The sequence below is a fragment of the Gordonia sp. VNK1 genome (assembly GCF_040049135.1).
In the GTDB taxonomy this organism is placed as follows: domain Bacteria; phylum Actinomycetota; class Actinomycetes; order Mycobacteriales; family Mycobacteriaceae; genus Gordonia; species Gordonia oleivorans.
Map to the genome: position 1 here is coordinate 51750 of NZ_JBDZDJ010000007.1, position 19383 is coordinate 71132.

17 protein-coding genes are annotated in these 19383 nt (G+C 66.9%); 6 read left to right on the forward strand and 11 right to left on the reverse strand.

What is annotated here, in order from left to right; genetic code table 11:
- The first annotated feature begins 175 nt into the window (after positions 1-175).
- Entirely contained in the window at positions 176-1603 is a 1428-nt protein-coding gene (locus ABLE94_RS10685; protein ID WP_348804662.1) for a purine-cytosine permease family protein, read from the forward strand.
- The gene (locus tag ABLE94_RS10690; RefSeq protein WP_348808718.1) at positions 1600-3141 is read left to right on the forward strand and encodes a GMC family oxidoreductase; all 1542 of its coding nucleotides are present in this window, start codon (positions 1600-1602) and stop codon (positions 3139-3141) included. The genes ABLE94_RS10685 and ABLE94_RS10690 overlap by 4 nt, the downstream gene beginning before the upstream one ends.
- A gap of 34 nt (positions 3142-3175) precedes the next feature.
- Here the strand turns inward: ABLE94_RS10690 and ABLE94_RS10695 are convergent, their stop codons facing one another.
- Positions 3176-4075 carry a LysR family transcriptional regulator gene (locus ABLE94_RS10695; RefSeq protein ID WP_348804664.1) on the reverse strand — a complete coding sequence of 300 codons (900 nt, stop codon included), beginning with the start codon at positions 4073-4075 and terminating at the stop codon, positions 3176-3178.
- 125 nt (positions 4076-4200) lie between these two features.
- Here ABLE94_RS10695 and ABLE94_RS10700 point away from each other — a divergent pair, with 125 nt between their 5' ends.
- The 3 genes from ABLE94_RS10700 (at position 4201) to ABLE94_RS10710 (ending at position 6574) form a co-directional block, all read left to right on the forward strand.
- A complete protein-coding gene (locus tag ABLE94_RS10700) occupies positions 4201-5712 on the forward strand; it encodes an APC family permease (RefSeq protein WP_348808719.1) in 1512 nt (503 codons plus the stop codon).
- A gap of 290 nt (positions 5713-6002) precedes the next feature.
- The gene (locus tag ABLE94_RS10705; RefSeq protein ID WP_425476182.1) at positions 6003-6248 is read left to right on the forward strand and encodes a plasmid mobilization protein; all 246 of its coding nucleotides are present in this window, start codon (positions 6003-6005) and stop codon (positions 6246-6248) included.
- Positions 6245-6574 (forward strand): type II toxin-antitoxin system VapC family toxin, encoded by a 330-nt coding sequence (locus ABLE94_RS10710; RefSeq protein WP_348804668.1) that lies wholly within the window; start codon positions 6245-6247, stop codon positions 6572-6574. Before ABLE94_RS10705 ends, ABLE94_RS10710 begins: the two co-directional genes overlap by 4 nt.
- An 89-nt stretch (positions 6575-6663) precedes the next feature.
- Here the strand turns inward: ABLE94_RS10710 and ABLE94_RS10715 are convergent, their stop codons facing one another.
- Together ABLE94_RS10715 and ABLE94_RS10720 are read right to left on the reverse strand one after the other, a co-directional pair.
- Entirely contained in the window at positions 6664-8319 is a 1656-nt protein-coding gene (locus ABLE94_RS10715; RefSeq protein ID WP_348808720.1) for an amidohydrolase, read from the reverse strand.
- A 77-nt stretch (positions 8320-8396) separates the two neighbouring features.
- Positions 8397-10499, reverse strand: coding sequence for an oxidoreductase (locus ABLE94_RS10720; RefSeq protein ID WP_348808721.1), 2103 nt, complete (start codon positions 10497-10499; stop codon positions 8397-8399).
- A gap of 221 nt (positions 10500-10720) precedes the next feature.
- Between ABLE94_RS10720 and ABLE94_RS10725 the strand changes: the two genes are divergently transcribed.
- Positions 10721-11344 carry a TetR/AcrR family transcriptional regulator gene (locus ABLE94_RS10725; RefSeq protein ID WP_348804671.1) on the forward strand — a complete coding sequence of 208 codons (624 nt, stop codon included), beginning with the start codon at positions 10721-10723 and terminating at the stop codon, positions 11342-11344.
- 28 nt (positions 11345-11372) lie between these two features.
- On the opposite strand, the gene ABLE94_RS10730 is transcribed toward ABLE94_RS10725, so the two are convergent.
- From ABLE94_RS10730 to paaZ, 8 genes are all read right to left on the reverse strand, one after another.
- Positions 11373-12806 carry an aspartate ammonia-lyase gene (locus tag ABLE94_RS10730; RefSeq protein WP_348804672.1) on the reverse strand — a complete coding sequence of 478 codons (1434 nt, stop codon included), beginning with the start codon at positions 12804-12806 and terminating at the stop codon, positions 11373-11375.
- A complete protein-coding gene (locus ABLE94_RS10735) occupies positions 12806-13966 on the reverse strand; it encodes a M20 family metallopeptidase (RefSeq protein ID WP_348804673.1) in 1161 nt (386 codons plus the stop codon). Before ABLE94_RS10735 ends, ABLE94_RS10730 begins: the two co-directional genes overlap by 1 nt.
- Complete coding sequence (locus ABLE94_RS10740) at positions 13963-14637, reverse strand: DUF1028 domain-containing protein (protein WP_348808722.1); 675 nt, start codon at positions 14635-14637, stop codon at positions 13963-13965. The genes ABLE94_RS10735 and ABLE94_RS10740 overlap by 4 nt, the downstream gene beginning before the upstream one ends.
- A complete protein-coding gene (locus ABLE94_RS10745; protein ID WP_348804675.1) occupies positions 14634-15080 on the reverse strand; it encodes a RidA family protein in 447 nt (148 codons plus the stop codon). Before ABLE94_RS10745 ends, ABLE94_RS10740 begins: the two co-directional genes overlap by 4 nt.
- Before the next feature lie 36 nt (positions 15081-15116).
- Positions 15117-16388: a flavin-containing monooxygenase gene (locus ABLE94_RS10750; RefSeq protein WP_348804676.1), complete on the reverse strand. Its 1272-nt coding sequence runs from the start codon at positions 16386-16388 to the stop codon at positions 15117-15119.
- 141 nt (positions 16389-16529) lie between these two features.
- Complete coding sequence (gene paaI / locus ABLE94_RS10755) at positions 16530-16958, reverse strand: hydroxyphenylacetyl-CoA thioesterase PaaI (RefSeq protein ID WP_348808723.1); 429 nt, start codon at positions 16956-16958, stop codon at positions 16530-16532.
- Positions 16955-17269 (reverse strand): EthD family reductase, encoded by a 315-nt coding sequence (locus ABLE94_RS10760; protein WP_348804678.1) that lies wholly within the window; start codon positions 17267-17269, stop codon positions 16955-16957. The genes paaI and ABLE94_RS10760 overlap by 4 nt, the downstream gene beginning before the upstream one ends.
- A gap of 31 nt (positions 17270-17300) precedes the next feature.
- A complete protein-coding gene (gene paaZ, locus ABLE94_RS10765) occupies positions 17301-19337 on the reverse strand; it encodes a phenylacetic acid degradation bifunctional protein PaaZ (protein ID WP_348804679.1) in 2037 nt (678 codons plus the stop codon).
- Between the last annotated feature and the right edge of the window lie 46 nt (positions 19338-19383).

The window sequence follows — 19383 nt, forward strand, 5'->3', positions numbered from 1 at the left end:
GAATTATCTGATGATCTACATCGGTGCAGCCGATGACAGTTGCATCTGATTTGCTGATCCAGAAGGTCGGAAGATTCTGTTTTCCCTGGGATGCGCGCTGTCGAATACTGGCCTGAACGCCCCGACGACGTGGCGCACATCCCACAGACCACGACGGCAACGAGGAGTCGCATTCATGACGACCACACCCGAGTCCGCGCCGGGAGGTGCCGCGCCGGCACTCGAGCGCCGCACCATCGACCACATCCCGCACGACGAGCGACACGGCCGCGCCCGCGACATCTTCACCGTCTGGTTCGGCTCCAACATCATGCTGCTGACCATCATCACCGGCGCACTCGCGACCACGGTGTTCGGTCTGCCCTTCTGGGCCGGCGCGCTGGCCGTCGTCCTCGGCAACCTCGTCGGTGGCGTCGTCATGGCACTGCACGCGGCGCAGGGACCGCAGATGGGCGTGCCGCAGATGCTGCAGACCCGCGCGCAGTTCGGGTCGCTGGGCAGCCTCCTCGTCGTCGTACTCGTCGTCTTCATGTACCTGGGATTCTTCGCCTCCAACGCGGTCCTCGGCGGCCAGGCCTTCGCCGAGGTCACCGGACTGCCGACGAACTGGGCGATCCTGATCATCGGCGGCATCAGCGTCGCGGTGACCGTCATCGGCTACAAACTGATCCACTCCATGGCCGCCGTCCTCTCGGTGGTGGCCGGCCTTGCACTGCTGGTGGCATTCGTCTGGATGGTCGGCGTCAACGGCCTGCCCGAGGGTACTTGGCACAGCGGTGATTTCGGTTGGGCCGGTTTCATGGCGACGTTCTCCGCCGCGGCCCTGTGGCAGATCGCCTATGCGCCTTACGTCTCCGACTACACCCGCTACCTCCCCAAGGACACCGGCGTCACCACCGCGTTCTGGGCCACCTACGCGGGATGCGTCCTCGGCTCCGTGTTGCCGATGCTGCTCGGCGTCCTGGTCGGCGCGGCGCTACCCGCCGCCGACACCCTCGACGGCATGTCCACGCTCACCCACGGGATCTCGACGGGACTGTTCGCGGTCTTCGCGGTCGGTATCAGCCTGACCAACGGGATGAACCTGTATTGCGGTGCGCTGTCGACGATCACCGTCGGACAGAACATCCTGCCACGATGGCGGCCACAGGCCGCCAGTCGCGCGGTGATCGCCGTGGTGCTCTTCGCCATCGCGATGGTGCCCGCCCTCGTCAGCGCCGACGACTTCCTCGCCAACTACGCCAACTTCCTGTCCCTGCTGCTGTGCGTGTTGATCCCGTGGACCGCGGTCAACCTGGTCGACTACTACTTCCTGCGGCACGGCGTCTACGACATTCCCTCGCTGTTCGCCCGCGACGGCGGCGTGTACGGCCGCTTCAACTGGACGGCGATCGCCTGCTACGTGCTCGGCATCGCCCTGCAGATCCCGTTCCTCTCGACCACGCTGTGGGTCGGTCCGATCGCGGAATCGCTCGGTGGCGTAGACATCTCGTGGCTGGTGGGGCTCGCGGTGATCTGCCCGCTCTACTACGGCCTGATGCGGCTGCGGCAGTCCGCCGCGGTCGCCTCCCCGACCGTACTGATGACGGAACCCGCTGCATGAGAAGCGATTACGTCGTGGTCGGCGGCGGCACCGCGGGATGCATCGTCGCCGCCCGGCTCAGCGAGGACCCCGACGTCACCGTAACGGTCATCGAAGCGGGGCCCAGCGACGAGCACGAACCGCGGGCGCGGTCGATCCGCCGCTGGGCCGAGATGATCGGCAGCGAGTACGACATGGATTACCGCAGCGTGCCGCAAGAACGCGGGAACTCCGGAATTCGTCAGTCGCGCATGCACATCCTGGGTGGATGCTCGACGGCGAACACGATGATCACCTGGCGGCCACTCGCCGCCGATGTCGACGAATGGGCCGACTACGGGGTCGCCGGGTGGGATGTGGAGACGCTCGGCCGGTGTTTCGACCGGCTCGTCACACCCATCACCAAGGTGGCGCCGGCGGACCGGAATCCGTATGTCGCCGACGTGGTGGCCGCGGCGCGGGAGGCGCTGGATCTGCCGGCCCGGACGGCCTGGAACAGCGACATCGACTTCGCGAAAACCGGTGAGGGCGCGGGATTCTTCGAGATCGGCTACACGCCGGAGAGTAATCTCCGGTCGTCGACGTCGGTGCACTATCTGCATGACGTGATTGCGCAACGTCCCAATCTGACTGTGGTGCAAAACCGTTCGGTCACGACGATGCTCTTCGCCGGCCACCGCGCGACCGGTGTCCGTACCGTCGACGCCGGGGGCGAATCCGCCGACATCCATGCCGACCGCGAGGTCATCGTCTGCGCGGGCGCCATCGGGTCGCCCGCACTCCTGCAGCGCTCGGGCATCGGCCCCGCCGAGGTTCTCGCGGCGGCGGGTGTGCCGATCCGGGTCGATCTGCCCGGGGTGGGGGAGAACCTGATGGATCACGCCGAAGGGCTGATCGTGTGGGAGACCGATCGCGATGTGCCGACGACCTGCGCCACCGGCTGGGATGCGGGCGCCGCGCTCCGCCTGTCCGACGACAGCCCGGCACGGCCGGATATGTTGATGCACTTCCCGGTTGAGGCCGTCGCCGACCATGCCGTCACCTACGGCACCGAACTGCCGGAGAAGATCATCTCCATCACCCCCAACGTGGCCAAACCCCACAGTCGTGGGCGCGTGTGGATCACCGACACCGATCCGGCGACACCGCCGGCCATCGACTACCGCTACTTCACCGACCCCGATGGGGCCGACGAGGCCGCACTGCTGGCCGGAGTTCGCGCCGCGCGACGTATCGCGGCCACCGCTCCGATGTCGGATTGGGTTGTGCGGGAGGTCTTTCCCGGACCCGATGTCGACGATGACGAGGCACTGTCGGAGGCCCTGCGCGCGACCCATCAGACCGTCTATCACGTGTCGGGCACCTGCCGGATGGGAGCCGACGACGATCCACTCGCGGTTCTCGACAGCCGACTGAACGTGCGGGGCGTCAACGGTTTACGCGTCGTCGATGCCTCGGTGATGCCGACGCTGACGTCGGTCAATCCGGTCGGCACCATCATGAGTATCGCGGAGCGGGCAGCGGAACTCATCGCCGCTGATCGTCGTAGCGGGCACTGAGCTGTAACGAGCCTGGGATGTATCGAGCGCAGAGCTATGTCCCGAACAGGTCGCGGCAGAGTTCGGCGACCACCCCGGCCCGCCTGGTCGGCCGCGCGGCGATCGCGTTGAGCAGCACCATGGTCAGGGCTGGGGCGTCGTCGGCGATGGGGATCGACGCGACCGCGTGTCCGTCGAGCGCCATGGGGACCGCCGACTGCAGGTTGAGCACGGTGTAGGCCAGTCCTCGTCCCACCAGTGCGCGGCAGGTCTCGACGGTGGTGGATCGATACCGGACGTTGGGTTCGACCCCGCATTCCCGGAAGACCCGGCCGAAATAGTCGCGACTGTGCGGTAGGTCGAGTAGGGCCATGGGTTCGTCCGCGAGTTCGTGCAGCCGTACCGATTTCCGCTTCGCGAGCCTGTGTGAACCGGACACGAGGACGTAGGGTGGCACGGTCCGCAGTGGCCACCGCTTCAGCCGGGGATCGTCGACGAGGTCGTAACCGATCCCGAGTTCGAAGGTGCCATCGGCGACGCCCTCGGCGAGATCCGCGAGGTCGACCTCGGTGGTCTGCAACTGCAGCCGCGGCAGCTTTTCCGCTGCGGTACTGAGTAATTCGGGCAGCAGATAGGGCGCCATCACCTCGAAGCAGCCGATCGACAAGGACCCGGTCAGGGAGCCGCCCATGCCGTGGGCGATCGACCGCAGGTCGGCGGCCGACGCCAGCAGTTGCCTGCTCGCGACCAGCAACTCGCGGCCCGACGGTGTCAGCGTGATGCCTTTCGCGTGGTGGCGTACCAACAACTGGACTCCCAGGGAGCCCTCCAGGTCGGTGAGTGCCGTCGACATCGCCGATTGCGAAAGGTGTACGGCGGTGGCCGCTTTCGTGATGCTGCCGGCTTCGGCGACCGCCACGAAGTACTCGAGTTGCCGCAGCGTGTAGTCCGCCATGTCTCACCTCGTTGATTCGACTCTTCCGATACTAAACCACGGAAACAAAGACTGTACAGATGAAACCTCGGCATTCAGGCTGGTAGCACACGTCTTCATTCCCCTCGTCGAGCAGGAGTTGACTCATGGGAACTCATCCAGTGGCCCAGGACGGGCCGGATCTGCATCTGCGGCATTCGCTGCGCCGTCTCGACGTCCCGATCATGATCCTGTCGGCACTCATCAGCCTGGACATGGTCGGTGAGATCTCGTCCTTCGGTGGGGAGACCTTCACCTGGCTGCTCGTGCTGGCCGTGTTGTGGATGGTTCCCTACGGCCTGGTGACCGCCGAACTGGGCAGTGCCTTCCCCGACGAGGGTGGCCTCTACGAGTGGGTCAAACGTGCCTTCGGCCGACTGCCCGGCTCGATCGCCACCATCATGTACTGGTCGATCAACCCGCTGTGGATCGGCGGTTCGCTCGCGTTCATCAGTACCGAGGCGTGGAGCAGCTTCATTCGCCCGGTGGGCGAGGGCACCGTCGGCGACTATGCGTTCAAGGTCGTGTTCGTCTGCGCCTCGGTGGGTGTCACACTGCTGTCGATGCGGCGGGCCCGGGTGGTCTTCCGGATCGGTACCTACCTGAAACTCGGTCTCGCCGCGGTCTTCCTGATCACCACCGTCATCTTCGGTCTCCAGCACGGGTTCCACGGCATCGGCGCGGTGAGCTGGTCGCCCACGATGACCGGTTTCCTGGGACTTGTTCCGCTGCTGCTGTTCTCGTTGGTCGGTTTCGAGGTGCCGAGTCAGGCCGGCGGTGAGATGACCAACCCGCAGCGTGACGTTCCCCGCGGCATTGCGGTCAGCGGCTTCGTCGGAATCCTGGTCTACGCGTTGCCGGTGCTGGCCCTGCTCCTGGTGCTCCCGGCAGACAAGATCACCGGCATCGGCGGATTCATGGCCGCCGTCGACACCGTCTTCGGCGTCTACGGCCCGGCTGCGGGCCTTCTGGTGAAGCTCGCGGTGCTGGCCTTCATCGTCGGCCTCGGCGTCACCGGTGCCACCTGGGCGCTGGCCGCGAACCGTGCGCTGGCCGTCGCGGCGGCCGACGGTGGCTTCTTCCCCTACTTCGCGAAGTTCGACGAGAAGCGGGATTCTCCGGTGCGCGTCAACGTGTTCACCGGTGTCATCGCGCTGGTGTTCATGGTCGCCGGTGTGCTGTTCTCCCGCGGCGACAGTGCCGCGACGTTCGCCGTCGTGCTCACGATCACCATCTCCACCTCCCTCGTCGCATACCTTTTCGTGTTCCCGGCGGCGCTTCGCCTGCGGTTCACCCATCCTGCGCGAGGCCGCTCCTACTCGATTCCCGGTGGGCGCGTGGGCATCACCGTGGCCGTCGCCGTGACGACGTTCTGGGCCGCGCTGGGCGTGTGGGTGGCGGTCTTCCCCGGAACGCTGGAGAACCTCGTCGGCATCGACTACGACTTCCTCGAGACGTGGGGAGTCGGCCGCATGAGGTTCGAGGTGTTCACCCTCGGCACCCTGGCGCTGCTCGCCCTGATCGCGGTCGCCGGCCATCTCCGCGGACGGGGGAGTGTTTCTGCCGCAGCAGAACCGGTGGTGACCGACGAGCCGCGGATCACCGAAACTGTCGGCTGAGACGCGATCACGACGGTGGCCCGGCTTCTCCGCTGGAGGGGCCGGGCCACCGTCGTATCTCTGGGAGTCGCCTCGTCGACGACGTCGATCGGATCGGGGGGATTGGCGCGGGTGGTTCTGCTCGACGCGGTGCCTGCGTGCTGGCGCGCTCAGTGCAACGAGGGCGTGGACGTGGGGGTGTCGCGTGAGCTGACTGGGCCCGCGCGAGTCGCCGAAGCAATGGACCGTGGGTAGGCTCCGCACGTGCCCGAGACCGGCATGATCAGCCCTGAGCGAGTCATACTCACTGAGTGACTAAACGTCTACAGGTCGTGATGGACGACGACGAGTATGCCGAGATCGAGGCGTTCGCTCAGCGGCAGGGCGAGACTGTGTCGCAGTGGGTGCGCGCTGCCCTGCGAGAAGCGCGTGCACAACAACCACGTCAGACGCAGGCACGAAAGCTGGCAGCGCTGAGGAAGGCACTCACCCATGAGTTCCCGACCGGGGATATCGAACAGTTGCTTGACGAGACCGAACGCGGCTACCTGGCGTGAGTGTCTTTCTGGATGCCAACATCCCGACGTATCTCGTCGGCGCCGATCACCCACATCGGGATCGGGCCCGCGACATTCTCGATCAGTTGATTCTCGACGAGACCAGGCTTGTCACTGACGCCGAGGTCTATCAAGAACTGCTGCGCCGATACGCCGCGATTGAGCGACTCGACGCAATCGAACCGGCATGCAACGCGCTCGACGAACTTGTCGATGATGTCTTCTCGATCCGCCGTGAGGACATCGACGCCGCCATACCGCTTGTCCTCGGCGGAGCTGGTGCTCCGACGCTCTACACGTTGCCGCGATGCGCGCCAACGGGATAACTCGCATCCTGACCTTTGATTGGGGATTCGACCGTTTCGCTGACCTCGAACGGCTGCACTGACGTGCCGATAATCGCGGGACACAAACCTCAGGCGTCGTGCACCACCGCACCGCCGACCATCGTCATCCGCACCGTCATCTCACCGATGTCACGCGCCTCACGGATGTCACCGTCGAGGACGACGAGGTCGGCATCCTTGCCGACCTCGATGGACCCGGTCGCGTCGTCGGCATGCATCGCGCGTGCCGCGCCGATCGTGTAGGCGTCGACGGCCGCCCGCAGCCCGATGGCTTCCTCGGCGACGAGTGGGACGGTTCGGGCGTCGTCGCCGATGGCGTGCGGGTCGGCCAGCGAACCCGTCCGATGGACCGCGGTGTGGATGGCCCACAAGGGATTCGGATCGGTGACCGGCCAGTCGCTGCCCATCGCCAAAGCGCCGCCGGCCGACAGGATCGACCTGAACGGGAAGTGCCACCGCTGCCGGTCGTCGCCCAGCAGGGGAAGTTTGCGTTCGATGATCTCGGTGTCGCGACGCGCCCAGAGCGCCTGAATGTTGGCGATGACGCCGAGCTCGGCAAAGCGTGGGATGTCGGCGGGGTCGACGATGTCGAGATGGGCGATCTGATGGCGTGCAGCGCCATCCGGTCGTGACCGGATGGCGGCGCCCAGCGCGTCGAGGCATTCCCGCACCGCACGATCGCCGACCGCATGCATGTGGATGTGGAAGTCGTTGCGCGCGAGCAGTGCACACACCTCGTCGAGCTCCGCCGGATCGATGAACGACAGACCCTCCGGCGCGGCCCCGGCAGGCAGGTGGGTGTACGGTGCGAGCATCGCGGCGGTGCAGTTCTCGCAGATCCCGTCCTGCATCACCTTGACGGTGTCGACGTGAAAGCGAGTGCCGTGCGCCTGTTCTCGTCGCTGGAGCAGCGTGTCGAGCTGCCCGAGACCCTTCTCCGCGGCCCACCACAGTGCGCCGCACACCCGCGCGGTCAACTCTCCGGCGGCATCGGCGGCGATATAGGTGGCGAGCGTGTCCGACAGTCCGAATGCCGGGATGTCCACGCCCGCATCCTGCCAGCCGGTGACGCCCACCGCATGCAGCCGGCACTGCGCGGTCAGCAACGCACGACGGAGGAACTCGTCGTCGTAGGCCGGAATGAGGGCGTTCGCGGGGTCGCCGGCCCGCTCGAACAGCACCCCGGTCGGCCGGCCGGTCGGGTCGCGTTCGATGCGCCCGCCGCTGGGATCGGGGGTCGAGGCGTCGATGCGTGTGCGCCGCAACGTCTCCGAGTTGACCCACACGCCGTGACCGTCATGACTCGACAACACCACCGGCCGGTCGGCGACGACCTCGTCGAGATCGCCGCGGGTGGGCAGTCCACCGGGGAAAGCGTCACCATACCAACCGCTTCCGCTGATGACCGGTTCATCCGGATGGCTGCGGGCATAGGCCCCGATGGCGTCGAGGTAACGCCGACGATCATGCGGCAACTCCGACAGGTCACAGCGCAGCGCGGCCAGCCCCCCGGCCACCGGATGCACGTGGGCGTCGATGAAGCCGGGCAGCAGGCTCGCACCCGCCAGGTCGTGCACCTGCGTCCGAGGGCCGACGAGAGCGCGATCCACGCCGCCGCCGACGGAGATGATCGCCCCGTCGGCCACGGCGACGGTGTCGGCGCCGGATGCGCCATCGCCGGTCTGCCAGACGGCTGCATTGGTGAAGATGTGCTGGGCGTACATGGCGACTCCGGAGTATTCGGCTGCGGCGGTGTAATTGTGGTGGTGTGGGTTGCGGCGGTGGGGTTATGGCGCGCGGGTCAGGACACCGAAACCGGGGTGCGGAACACCGGCTCGATCGACAACTGGGTCACCTCGCGTCGGAACGGGACCGGCGCATCGGACGGGGGCGTGTCGAGTTCCTCGGCGTAGCGGTGTCCCGACCAGACGGCCGCGGCGATCGTCGAGGGTGCCCATGCGTCACCGGCCCCACGCACACTGCGGATGCCGGCGTCGGCCCACTCGTCCTCGCGCGCATGCAAACCCGTGTAGAGCTCGTCGTGCGGCAGGCGCGCGGTGACCAGGACGACGGAGTCGGCCTCGATCTGCCCGGCGCGGCCGGTGAACCGGCACGCCGTGTCGACGCCACCGTCGCGGATGGCGGTGACGGCGGTGTCGGTGCGCACGGCCACACCGGCCTCGATGATGCGTGCCCGGATGCGGTGGGATTCCATGGTGTTGGTGGTCCACTGCGACACCTGCGGTACCGGCGTCACCAGGGTGACGTCGTATCCTTCCTTGGCGAGCATCTCGGCGATGACCGCACCGAGGTAGTAGTGATCGTCGTCGAAGAGGACCACCCGGTTGCCCTGTGGGCGCAGCCCGGAAGTGATGTCGTCGGGCGTGAGAACATCTGTGCCGGCCTCGATCTCGATGCCGTGCGTGTGCCAGCGGCCGACACCGTCCCGACGCCAGGAGGCGCCGGTCGCCACGAGCACGTGGTCGAAGCCGTACTCGAGGATGTCCTGTTCCGTCATCGGCGATTCGCGGTAGATGTCGACGGTGTCGAGTTTCTCGATCTGTTGTAGCCGGTAGTCGATCACCCGGATCCATGCGGAGAGCCCGGGCAGCTTCGACTCCCGTGCGAGGCGCCCGCCGAGGACTCGACCGGCCTCGGTCAGGGTGACCGAGTATCCCCGGTTGCCCAGGGCGCGAGCGGCTTCCAGGCCGGCGGGTCCGGCACCCACGACGAGCACCGACGAGTCGGAGGCCTTCGGCGCGATGTGTTCGGGATGCCAGCCGCGGCGGAACTCCTCGCCCATCGTCGGGTTCTGGGTGCAGCGGATGGGGGACATGGTGAAGTCGCCGGAGACGCAGATGTTGCATCCGATGCATTCGCGGATGTCCTCGAGGTCTCCGCGTTCGATCTTGTTGGGCATGAACGGGTCGGCGATCGATGGGCGCGCGGCACCGATGAGGTCGAGGACGCCGGCCTTGACCTGGCGCACCATGGTGTCGGGGGAGGTGAAGCGGCCGACACCGACCACCGGTTTGGTGGTGAGTTGTTTGAGGCCGGTGACGTACGGCTCCTGCTCGGCCTCGGGGCCGAAACGCGATGTCACCGAGTCATCTTCCCAACTGCCCAGCACCAGATCCCAGAGATCGGGGTGCTCGCCGATGATGCCGAAGACGTCCTCCATCTCGGCGCGGGTGATGCCCTCGTCGCCGAGGAGTTCGTCGACGGAGATGCGGCAGGCGACGGCGGCCTTGCCGTCGGCGATCTCGCGGGTGTCCTCGAGGATCTCGCGGATCAGCCGGATACGGTTTTCCAGGCTGCCGCCGTACTCGTCGGTGCGGTTGTTGTACCGCCGTGACAGGAAGTGGTGCAGGCCGCCGATGGCGTGGCCGGCGTAGACGTAGACGATGTCATATCCGGCGGCCAGCGAGCGATGAACCGAATCGGCATGCCACTTGCGCAGGTCGACGATGTCGGCCTTGGTCATCGCGCGGGCCTGGACCGGGTCGAGGTTCCACGACACGACGGGCAGATGCTGTGGGCCGAGCGGGGTTTCGCGGCTGATGAGGTTCGGGCTGTTGAGGCCGTTGTGCGCCAGTTCGATTCCGGCCAGCGCGCCACCCTCGTGGATCTGGTCGGCGATGCGCGCGATCGCCGGCATGTCCTGGTCGTCCCAGAGTCGCAGTTCGATGAACGGCCCGATGTCGGAGGTGGGATGGATCTCCACCTGCTCGGTGCAGACCACCGCCCACCCGCCTTCGGCCTTGACGCGGCGCATCGCGGCCTCCCCCGACGGGTCGCGGTATCCCATTCCGTTGCAGTGGGGGACCTGGAAGAAACGGTTGCGGGCGGTCACCGGCCCGATCTTGACCGGTTCGAAGAGGATGTCATAGCGGGGGTCACGCATGGGGAACGCTCCGTGGGCTGGGCTGTGCCGATCAGCGGGTCGCTGGGATGGGCATTCTTTGCGCTCAATCGCAAAGAATGATTCGACGGTATCGCGAGACCTGCCGGTTCGCCCACCTGTAACCGACATCTCGTCATCCGAAGATTCGATCCGCGACATCGGCGGAACCGATGCAAGTGCACGCTTGCATCGAGGTGCGGTGCAGGGCAGGATCGGCAGGCATGGCCCGTCCCCGCCGGCAAGATGCCCGTCGCGCTGAAATCATCACCGCGGCAACGGCTGCCATCGCCGAGCGCGGCCTGATCGGATTGCGGATCAAGGACATCGCCGCCGCCGCGCAGTTGTCGCCCGGATCGGTCGCCTACTACTACCCCGAACTCGACGACCTGTTGCTGGCGGTACACGAGACCGCCGTCGAGCGGTTCTATCGGGGGCGCCGAGACGTGATGGCGCAGCACGACGATCCGCTCGACCGACTCGGTGCGCTCGTGGATCTGGGGATCTGCGACCCTGACGACCCGATGTGGCCGGCGCTCTACGAACTGCATCTGCACAGTGCCCGGGTGACACGTCATGCGGAGCTCATGGCGCGCCTGTTCGAACTCGAGGCGTCGCTGTACCGCGACGTCATCGCCGACGGTGTGCGCACCGGGGATTTCGTGATCAACGGCGACGCCGCCGACATCGCGGCCACCGCCGTCGCACTCGAGGACGGAGTGGGCATCCACCTCGTCGGCCGCAACGAGAACCTCGACGCACCCCGGGCGCGCTCCCTGCTGCGTGGCTATCTTGTTGCGGCACTGTCGTGTCCGCGATTGGGCGCGACCCTCCCGTCGCCGGGGTGACCTTCTTCGTCCTGGGCCCCGTCGAGGGCTACTCGACCGGCGAGGGCGACTGTTGGCCGGTCCGACGCAGATGAACCGGGCTCAGAATCCGCTCGAGCACGGCCTCGTCGACGAGTGCCCCCCGCCGCACGAGATCGGGGATCGATGCGCCGGTCGACATCGCCTCGGCGACCAGGGCGGTGGCGGTCTCGTAGCCCAGAAGGGGATTCAGTGCGGTGGCCAGGCTGGCGGAACCGTAGACGGCCTCACGCATCCGATCGACGTTCGGTGTGATCCCGGCGATGCACCGCGTGCCGAGCACGTCGACCGCAGCGGCCAGATGAGTCAGCGAGGAGAGCAGCGCGCGCACGATGATCGGCTCAAAGGCGTTGAGCTGCAACTGGCCGGCCTCGGCCGCGACGCTCACCGTGAGGTCATTGCCCATCACCTCGAACGCCACCTGGTTGACCACCTCCGGGATCACCGGGTTGACCTTGCCGGGCATGATGGACGATCCGGCTTGCACCGCCGGCAGGGTGATCTCACCTAACCCCGACCGTGGTCCGGAACTCAACAGCCGCAGGTCGTTACAGATCTTGGAGAGTTTCACCGCGGCGCGCTTGGTGACGCCGGACAGCTGCACGAAGGCCCCGACATCCGAGGTCGCCTCCACGAGGTCGTCGGCCGTGGACAACGGCAGGCCGGTGATCGCCGCAAGGCGTTCGCAGGCGCGTGCCGCGTAATCGGGGTCGGTGTTGAGGCCGGTGCCGATCGCGGTGCCACCGAGGTTGATCTCGGCGATGAGCAGAGTCGCCTCGCTCATCCGGTCGGCGTCCTCGGCGATGGTCACCGCGTACGCGCCGAACTCCTGACCGAGCGTCATCGGCACCGCGTCCTGCAGCTGGGTGCGACCCAGTTTGAGGACGTCGGCAAACTCGTCGGCCTTGGATCGGCATCGAGAAGCCAACTCGCGCAACGAGTGCTCCAGGGTGTGCGCCGCGCGGGCGAGGGCGACCTTCACCGCCGTCGGGTACACGTCGTTGGTGCTCTGTCCGAGATTCACGTGTTCGAGCGGATGGACGATGTCGTAGCGACCGCGCGAGTATCCGAGGATCTCCAGCGCCCGATTGGCGATCACCTCGTTGGCGTTCATGTTCGTCGACGTTCCCGCCCCGCCCTGAATCTGGTCGACGACGAACTGCTCATGCAGTGCGCCCTCGCGGATCTCGTTGCAGGCCGCGATGATCGCGTCGGCGATACCGGGGTCGAGCAATCCGAGGTCGCGATTGGTCTCGGCGGCAGCCTGTTTCACCGAGGCGAGCGCGATCACCAGATCGCCGTACCGCGCGATCGGCACGCCGCTGATGGGGAAGTTGTCGAGCGCTCGGCAGGTGTGCACGCCGTAGTAGACGTCGGCGGGGACGTCGTGGTCACCGAGCAGATCGTGCTCGATACGCACGGCACCACGGTCGGACGAGATCATCAGGGCTCCTGGTGAGTGAGTCGCTTCCGGATCGACGACACGGTCGCCGCGTCGATCACCGTGCCGGCCAGCGCGATGGCGCCCTGGACGATGGCGACTTCGGCCGCGGAAGTGAGTGTGGCGGAAGCGAATTCGATCTGATGGTTCACCGCAGGCATGGAATCGATGCCGATGTAGGGGTGAATCGCCGGCAGTACCTGCGACACGTTGCCCATGTCGGTGGACGCCCGCGCCATCATCGAATCCGCCCCCGACTCGAAGCGTCGTCCAAGAGCCAGTGCGCGCCGCTCGTAGCAGCCGAGAAGCTCGTCGTCGGTGCGGAATTCGGCATAGGGCTTGGATTCCGGGGTGACGGTCAGCTGTGCGCCGGAGGCGAGTGCGCCCGCCTCGAAGCACCGCATGACGCGGGGTTCCACCTCGGCCAGCTCGGCGAGCGTCTCGGCGCGCACATACCACCGGCCCTCGGTGCGTTCGGCGATGGCGTTGGGCGCCTCACCGCCACGGGTCATCATGCCGTGCACACGTACCGACGACGGTAACTGCTGACGGAGCAATCCGATGGCCACCTGGGCGATGGTGAAGGCGTCGGCGGCGTTGACGCCACGTTCGGGGTAGGCGGCGGCGTGGGCGGCCTTGCCGTGATACTCGATGTGGCTGTGCGACACCGCGAATGGTCGCGCGCGGGCGACGTCGACGGGACCGGGATGAACCATCGCCGCGGCGTGCTGGCCGTCGAATCCGCCGCGTTCGAGCATCTCGATCTTGCCGCCGCCGCCCTCCTCGGCCGGGGTGCCGATGACGCTGAGCGTGATGCCCAGGTCGTCGACGACCGGCGTCAGCGCACGTGCCGCGCCGACGGTGATCGCCGAGATCAGGTTGTGGCCGCAGGCGTGGCCGAGACCGGGCAGCGCATCGTATTCGGCGCACAGGGCGATATGTAGATCTCCGCTGCCGACGGTGGCGGCGAAGGCGGTGTCCAGGTCACAGAATCGTTCGGTGACCGAGAATCCGGCGTCGGCCAGCCGATCGGCCACCCGGCGCGCGGAACGCTCTTCCTCCCAGGCGATTTCGGGATCGTCGTAGAGGTCGCGGGACAGGGCGGTGAGGACGTCATGATCGGCGGTCACCTGAGCCGAGACGACGGTGTCGGGCGAGGTCACAGATCCCCCGCAACGCCATACGACGGGGCGCGGGTCGGGTCGACGCCGCGCACCCGGTAGTCGTCCTTCTGTGGCTGCCACAGGCGCCACAGTGCCTCGAGGTCGGCGTACGGGTCGTCGGCGAAGTCCACCCGCAGGTCGGTGACCGGCCACGCCACGTCGCCGGTGACGAGCAGACCCGCCGAGTGAACCGGGCCGGCCTCACCGCCGGCCTCGATTGCGGCGCCCAGACCGTCGAGGAGACGTCGTTCGAAGTCGGTGGAGCCGCTGTCGGTGTAGCCGGTCAGCAGGGCGTCGATCACCGACACGTCGGCGAGGAGATTGCCTGCGGCCACGGCCTGATCGCCGACGAGGTGATGGTGGACGCCGAGGCTGAGCGCACCCGAGTGGGCCCCGCCGGCACCCCGCGCGTCGACCACGGTCACCTGCCGGTGATCGGGGAAGTCCTCCTGCGCCAGAGCGGCTTTCAGTGCGGTGCTGGCATCCGAACCGGCCGCCAGGCCGTCGAGTACCGCGGTACCCAACGCCGGATTGGTGATGTTCTGCGAGGCCACCACACCGACGCCTGGGCGTACGTGCGCACAACGAGCCGCGACCGCCGGACTCGAGGAGCAGATGACGATGCCGAAGGCTCCGGTCGCCGGGTCACGGGCGATCAGTGACAGGGTCATCGGGCGTCTCCCGAATCGCTCAGTACGGCGGTGGCATCGATCTCGACCAGCCACTCGGGGCGCGCGAGGGCCTCGACGACGAGACCGGTCGACACCGGGAACACGCCGGCCAGCCAGCGTCCCATCACCCGATACACGGTTTCGCGGTAGCGGATGTCGGTGAGGTAGACGGTCACCTTCACGATGTCGCGCAACGAGCTTCCGGCCTCGTCGAGGAGCATGGCGATGTTGCTCATGGCCTTCTCGGTCTGGGCTTCGACGTCGCCGATGCCCACCGATTCGCGGGTGTCGAGATCCTGACCGATCTGACCGCGCAGATACACGACGCCACCGGCGACGACGGCCTGGCACAGGTCGTTGTCGAGGTTCTGCTCGGGATAGGTGTCGCGGGTGTTGAACGGCCGGATGCGGGTGTGGGTGGGGGTCAGTGGGGTGGCGGTCATGGTGTGATGTCCTCTCGGTGTGGTGGGGTCGGTGGACTATCCGACCGGGGTCGGCTCGGCGACCGGCGCGCGGTAGGCGAGATAGCCACGCTGGATGGCGATCTGGTCGGCGAGATACTTGGCGTCGTGCCACACACCCCAGATGAAGCTGGACCCGCGGCGCGACAGCCACGGCAGTCCGAGGAAGTACACGCCGGGTTCGCTGGAGATGCCACGCTGATGGCGGGGGCGCCCGTTCTCGTCGAGCGCGTCCACCTGGAGCCAGCCGTAGTCATAGGCGAATCCCGTGGCCCACACGATCGACGTGATGCCCTGTGCGGCAAGGTCCAGTGACCGGATGGGATCGGTGACGCATGCCGGTTCCGGGCCGATCACCCGTGCTTCGGGTTCCTCCGGCAGGTCGAGGCCGTTGCGGGCGACGTACGCGTCGGCCTCGTCGAGCATCGACAGGTAGTTGGCGTCACCGGCCTCGATGTTGGTGCGCAGGTCGTCGGCGAAGGTCATCACGCCATCGGTCACCCCTTCGGCACGACCGAGCAAGGTGATGCCGTCGGCGGCGAGGCCACGGAAGTCGACGGTGTGTCCGCCGTGCGCGCCACTGACCGCGATCGTCACGTGTTCGGCTCCGGCCGGGGGAGCTGCGGCATCCCACTTGCCGAGAACACCCAGCCACCAACAGAAGTCGCGGCCACGATAACTGCGCGGGGGCCGGTCGTGCGGGCCGACGGCGAGGTACACCGAACGTCCCGACGCCCGCAGTTCGTCGGCGATCTGCACTCCCGACGAACCGGCTCCGACGACGAGGACGGCGCCGTCGGGCAGCTGCTGCGGATTGTGATACGAACTCGAATGAATCTGGTGCAGTCCGGAGTTCGCGGGAACCAACGGTGGGATGACCGGCTTCTGGAAGGCGCCGGTGGCCGAGACGACGTAGCGTGCGTCGATCGTCTCGTCGGTGGTGGTCACCCGGAATCCGGCAGCGTCGTCGAGCTTGCGTACCGAGGTCACCTCGACGCCGGTGCGGATCGGCGCGTCGATCATCGACGCGTAGGCGGCGAGATAATCGGCGACGCCCTCCTTGCCGACGAACGCATCGGGGTCACCGTCGAAGGTCATGCCCGGGAAGCGGTCATGCCAGGCGGGGCCGTTGGCGACGAGGGAGTCCCAGCGCCAGGAGCGCCACCGTTCGGCGACGCGATCCTTCTCGAGCACCAAGTGCTCGATTCCCTGTGCGCTCAGGTGCTCGCTCATCGCGATACCGGCCTGACCTGCGCCGACGATCAGCACCTCGACCTGTTCGTTTGTCACCGTAACCCTCCAAAAAAGTCCGCTGATCATCACGTGTGTTGTCGTCAATGATTCAGGGGGTGATTGGTTCTGTACAGCGCATTTAATTGAGCTAATGCATCGGTTAGGTCGATGTAAGGCGAGGTGCGGCGTCGCGCCCGCTCAGTCCCGCCGCGCCGGAATCGTCCGACTGTCACCGCGGAACTCCGCGACCACGTCACCATCGCAGGTGACGGTGACGTCATAGATGCCGTTGCGGCCGAAGCTCTGCACCTCGTGGGCCTCGGCCACGAGGACGTCACCCTCGCGAGTGGGCCGGAGAAATCGGATGTCGCAGCGTGCGGCCACTGCCGCATCGGCGCCGCTGTTGCACGCCAGGGCGAAGGTGGTGTCGGCGATGATGAAGACGTAGCCACCGTGGGTGATGCCGTGGCCATTGACCATCTGCGCCCCGACCCGCATGGAGGTCCGGGCCCGCCCGGCATCGAGTTCGATCAACTCGATGCCGAGCGCGCGGGATGCGTTGTCCTCGGCCCACATCCGGCGGGCGATCGGGTGATCGTCAATCGAGGATGCGGGTGTCGCTGTCATGGACGGACCGAGGTTTCCTCATGCGTGAACATGGTGACGCCGCCGGTGGCGAAGTTGGGGACGTCGGCGGCGGCCGCTCCCATCTCCGGCGAGGTCAGCCCGGCCTTGAGTGACTCCGCGTCGGCGAAGTAGAGGCTCGCCACCGAGTAGTACGGTGCCGGCGAACCGTCCAGCGATGACGACTTGGCGTAGGTGTAGTCGGTCAGGCCCGGAATCGCATTGGCCAGCGGGATGTGCACCCGTTCGTAGTACTCGTCGAAGGCGGCGGGGTCGGTGGGCTCGCCGTAGCAGACGGCAACGCGAATGGTCATGGTGTGCTCCTCAATTCGGCTTTGAATCGGCTCAGTCCTGGCCCTTGGCGACCAGGGTGAGTACGTCATAGGTCGCCACCGGGGCGCCGTCGGCGTTGGTGACGACGGCATCCCAGCGCACCTCACCGTAATCGGCGCTCTGGCGTGGCGTGATCTGTTTGGCGGTCAAGGTGACGGTCAGGCTGTCGTCGGCCTTCACCGGCGTGAGAAACCGCAGACCGTCGACCCCGAAGTTCGCCAGGACTGGACCCGGAGCCGGGTCGACGAACAGTCCGGCCGCCAGAGATACCACCAGGTACCCGTGGGCGACGATCCCGCCGAACAGGGGATTGGCCGCGGCCGCAACCGGATCGGTGTGGGCGTAGAATGTGTCGCCGGTGAACTCGGCGAAGTGGTCGATGTCGGCGCGCGTGACGGTGCGTGGACCGCCGACGATGGTGTCGCCGATCTGCAACTGTGACAGGTCCTTCCGGAAAGGATGCACGTCACTTTCCCGGCGATCGGCACCGCTGACCCAGCGACGCCCCACGGCGGTCAGCACATTCGGCGTCCCCTGAACGGCGGTGCGCTGCATATGGTGGAGCACTCCGCGGATACCGCCGAGTTCCTCACCACCACCGGCACGCCCGGGACCACCATGAACGAGGACCGGCAACGGCGAACCGTGACCGGTGGATTCGGCGGCATCCTCGGAGTTGAGCACCAGCACGCGCCCGTGGAACGGGGCCAGTCCTCGGACCACCTCGCCGGCGAGGTCGGAATCCGTGGTGACCAGCGACGCCACCAGACTGCCCTGCCCGCGCGCCGCCAACGCCACGGCGTCGGGACAGTCGCGATACCCGATGACGGTGGCCACCGGCCCGAAGGCCTCGATGTCGTGTGGTTCGGGTGCAGTGGAATCGTTGGCCCGCAACAACAGTGGTGACAGGAAGGCGCCCTTGCCGGGATCTGCGTCGATCACGTCGACATGATCGGGATCGCCGAAGACGATGTCGGCGGATTTCGTCAGTCCGCGAACGGCCTTGAGTACCTCGTCGCGTTGTTCGATGCCCGCCAGCGCGCCCATCCGGACGTCGGGATTGCTCGGATTGCCGACGCGGACCTCAGTGAGGCGCGCAGATGCCGCCTCGATCACCGCGTCGACGAGTGCTTCGGGAACCAGGGCGCGGCGGATCGCGGTGCACTTCTGGCCGGCCTTCACGGTCATCTCGGTGACGAGTTGCTTGATGTAGAGCTCGAATTCGGGATCGTCGACACCGATGTCGGTGCCGAGAATCGAGGCGTTGAGCGAGTCGGCCTCGGCGGTGAAGTGCAGGCCCGACGAGACGACCGTCGGATGCGCGCGCAGCAGGGCCGCGGTGTCGGCGGACCCGGTGAATGCCACCGAATCCTGGCCGTCGAGATGATCGAGCAGATCGCGTGCGCTCCCGCAGAGCAACTGCACCGATCCCTCGGGAAGGATTCCGCTTTCGACGATCCGACGGAACACGAGTTCGGTGAGGTATGCGGTGGCGCTGGCCGGCTTGATGATCGACGGCACGCCGGCGATGAATGCGGGCGCCAGTTTCTCCAGGAATCCCCAGACCGGGAAGTTGAAGGCGTTGATCTGCACCGCAACTCCGCGCCGAGAGGTGTAAATATGCTGCCCGGCGAAGGTACCCTTCTTGCCCAGCGGTTCCACGGCTCCGTCGAGATACACGGTGTCGTTGGGGAGTTCGCGACGCGCCTTGCTCGCATAGCTGAGGACCGTGCCGAATCCGCCGTCGATGTCGACGGCCGAGTCGCGATCGGTGGCTCCGGTTCGCCGGGAGAGTTCGTAGAACTCGTCCTTCCCGGCCATCAGGGTCAGCGCGAGCTGCTTGAGCAGCGCGGCGCGTTCGTGAAAGGTCAGTGCCGCCAGCGCCGGCCCGCCGACGGTTCGTGCGTAGTCCACCATCCCGGCCAGATCCAGGCCGGTCGAGCTGATCCGCGCGACCTCCGATCCGTCGACCGCGTCGGGCAACGCGGTGCCCTCGTCTGGTGCGGTGTACCACCGTCCCTGTGCGTAGCTGTCCAACATCCGGCTCACAGTCAACTCCCTCTACCGTCCATTCGGTCGGTAATTACCATCGCTG

Bases quoted from the DNA above. Each gene is read 5' to 3' on its own strand.
- ABLE94_RS10730 (WP_348804672.1), bottom strand. From the start codon at position 12,806: ATGATCTCGTCCGACCGTGGTGCCGTGCGTATCGAGCACGATCTGCTC.
- ABLE94_RS10740 (WP_348808722.1), bottom strand. From the start codon at position 14,637: ATGACCCTGTCACTGATCGCCCGTGACCCGGCGACCGGAGCCTTCGGC.
- ABLE94_RS10760 (WP_348804678.1), bottom strand. From the start codon at position 17,269: ATGACCATTCGCGTTGCCGTCTGCTACGGCGAGCCCACCGACCCCGCC.
- ABLE94_RS10745 (WP_348804675.1), bottom strand. From the start codon at position 15,080: ATGACCGCCACCCCACTGACCCCCACCCACACCCGCATCCGGCCGTTC.
- ABLE94_RS10725 (WP_348804671.1), top strand. From the start codon at position 10,721: ATGGCCCGTCCCCGCCGGCAAGATGCCCGTCGCGCTGAAATCATCACC.
- ABLE94_RS10685 (WP_348804662.1), top strand. From the start codon at position 176: ATGACGACCACACCCGAGTCCGCGCCGGGAGGTGCCGCGCCGGCACTC.
- ABLE94_RS10695 (WP_348804664.1), bottom strand. From the start codon at position 4,075: ATGGCGGACTACACGCTGCGGCAACTCGAGTACTTCGTGGCGGTCGCC.
- ABLE94_RS10700 (WP_348808719.1), top strand. From the start codon at position 4,201: ATGGGAACTCATCCAGTGGCCCAGGACGGGCCGGATCTGCATCTGCGG.
- ABLE94_RS10690 (WP_348808718.1), top strand. From the start codon at position 1,600: ATGAGAAGCGATTACGTCGTGGTCGGCGGCGGCACCGCGGGATGCATC.
- ABLE94_RS10720 (WP_348808721.1), bottom strand. From the start codon at position 10,499: ATGCGTGACCCCCGCTATGACATCCTCTTCGAACCGGTCAAGATCGGG.
- ABLE94_RS10715 (WP_348808720.1), bottom strand. From the start codon at position 8,319: ATGTACGCCCAGCACATCTTCACCAATGCAGCCGTCTGGCAGACCGGC.
- paaI (WP_348808723.1), bottom strand. From the start codon at position 16,958: ATGACAGCGACACCCGCATCCTCGATTGACGATCACCCGATCGCCCGC.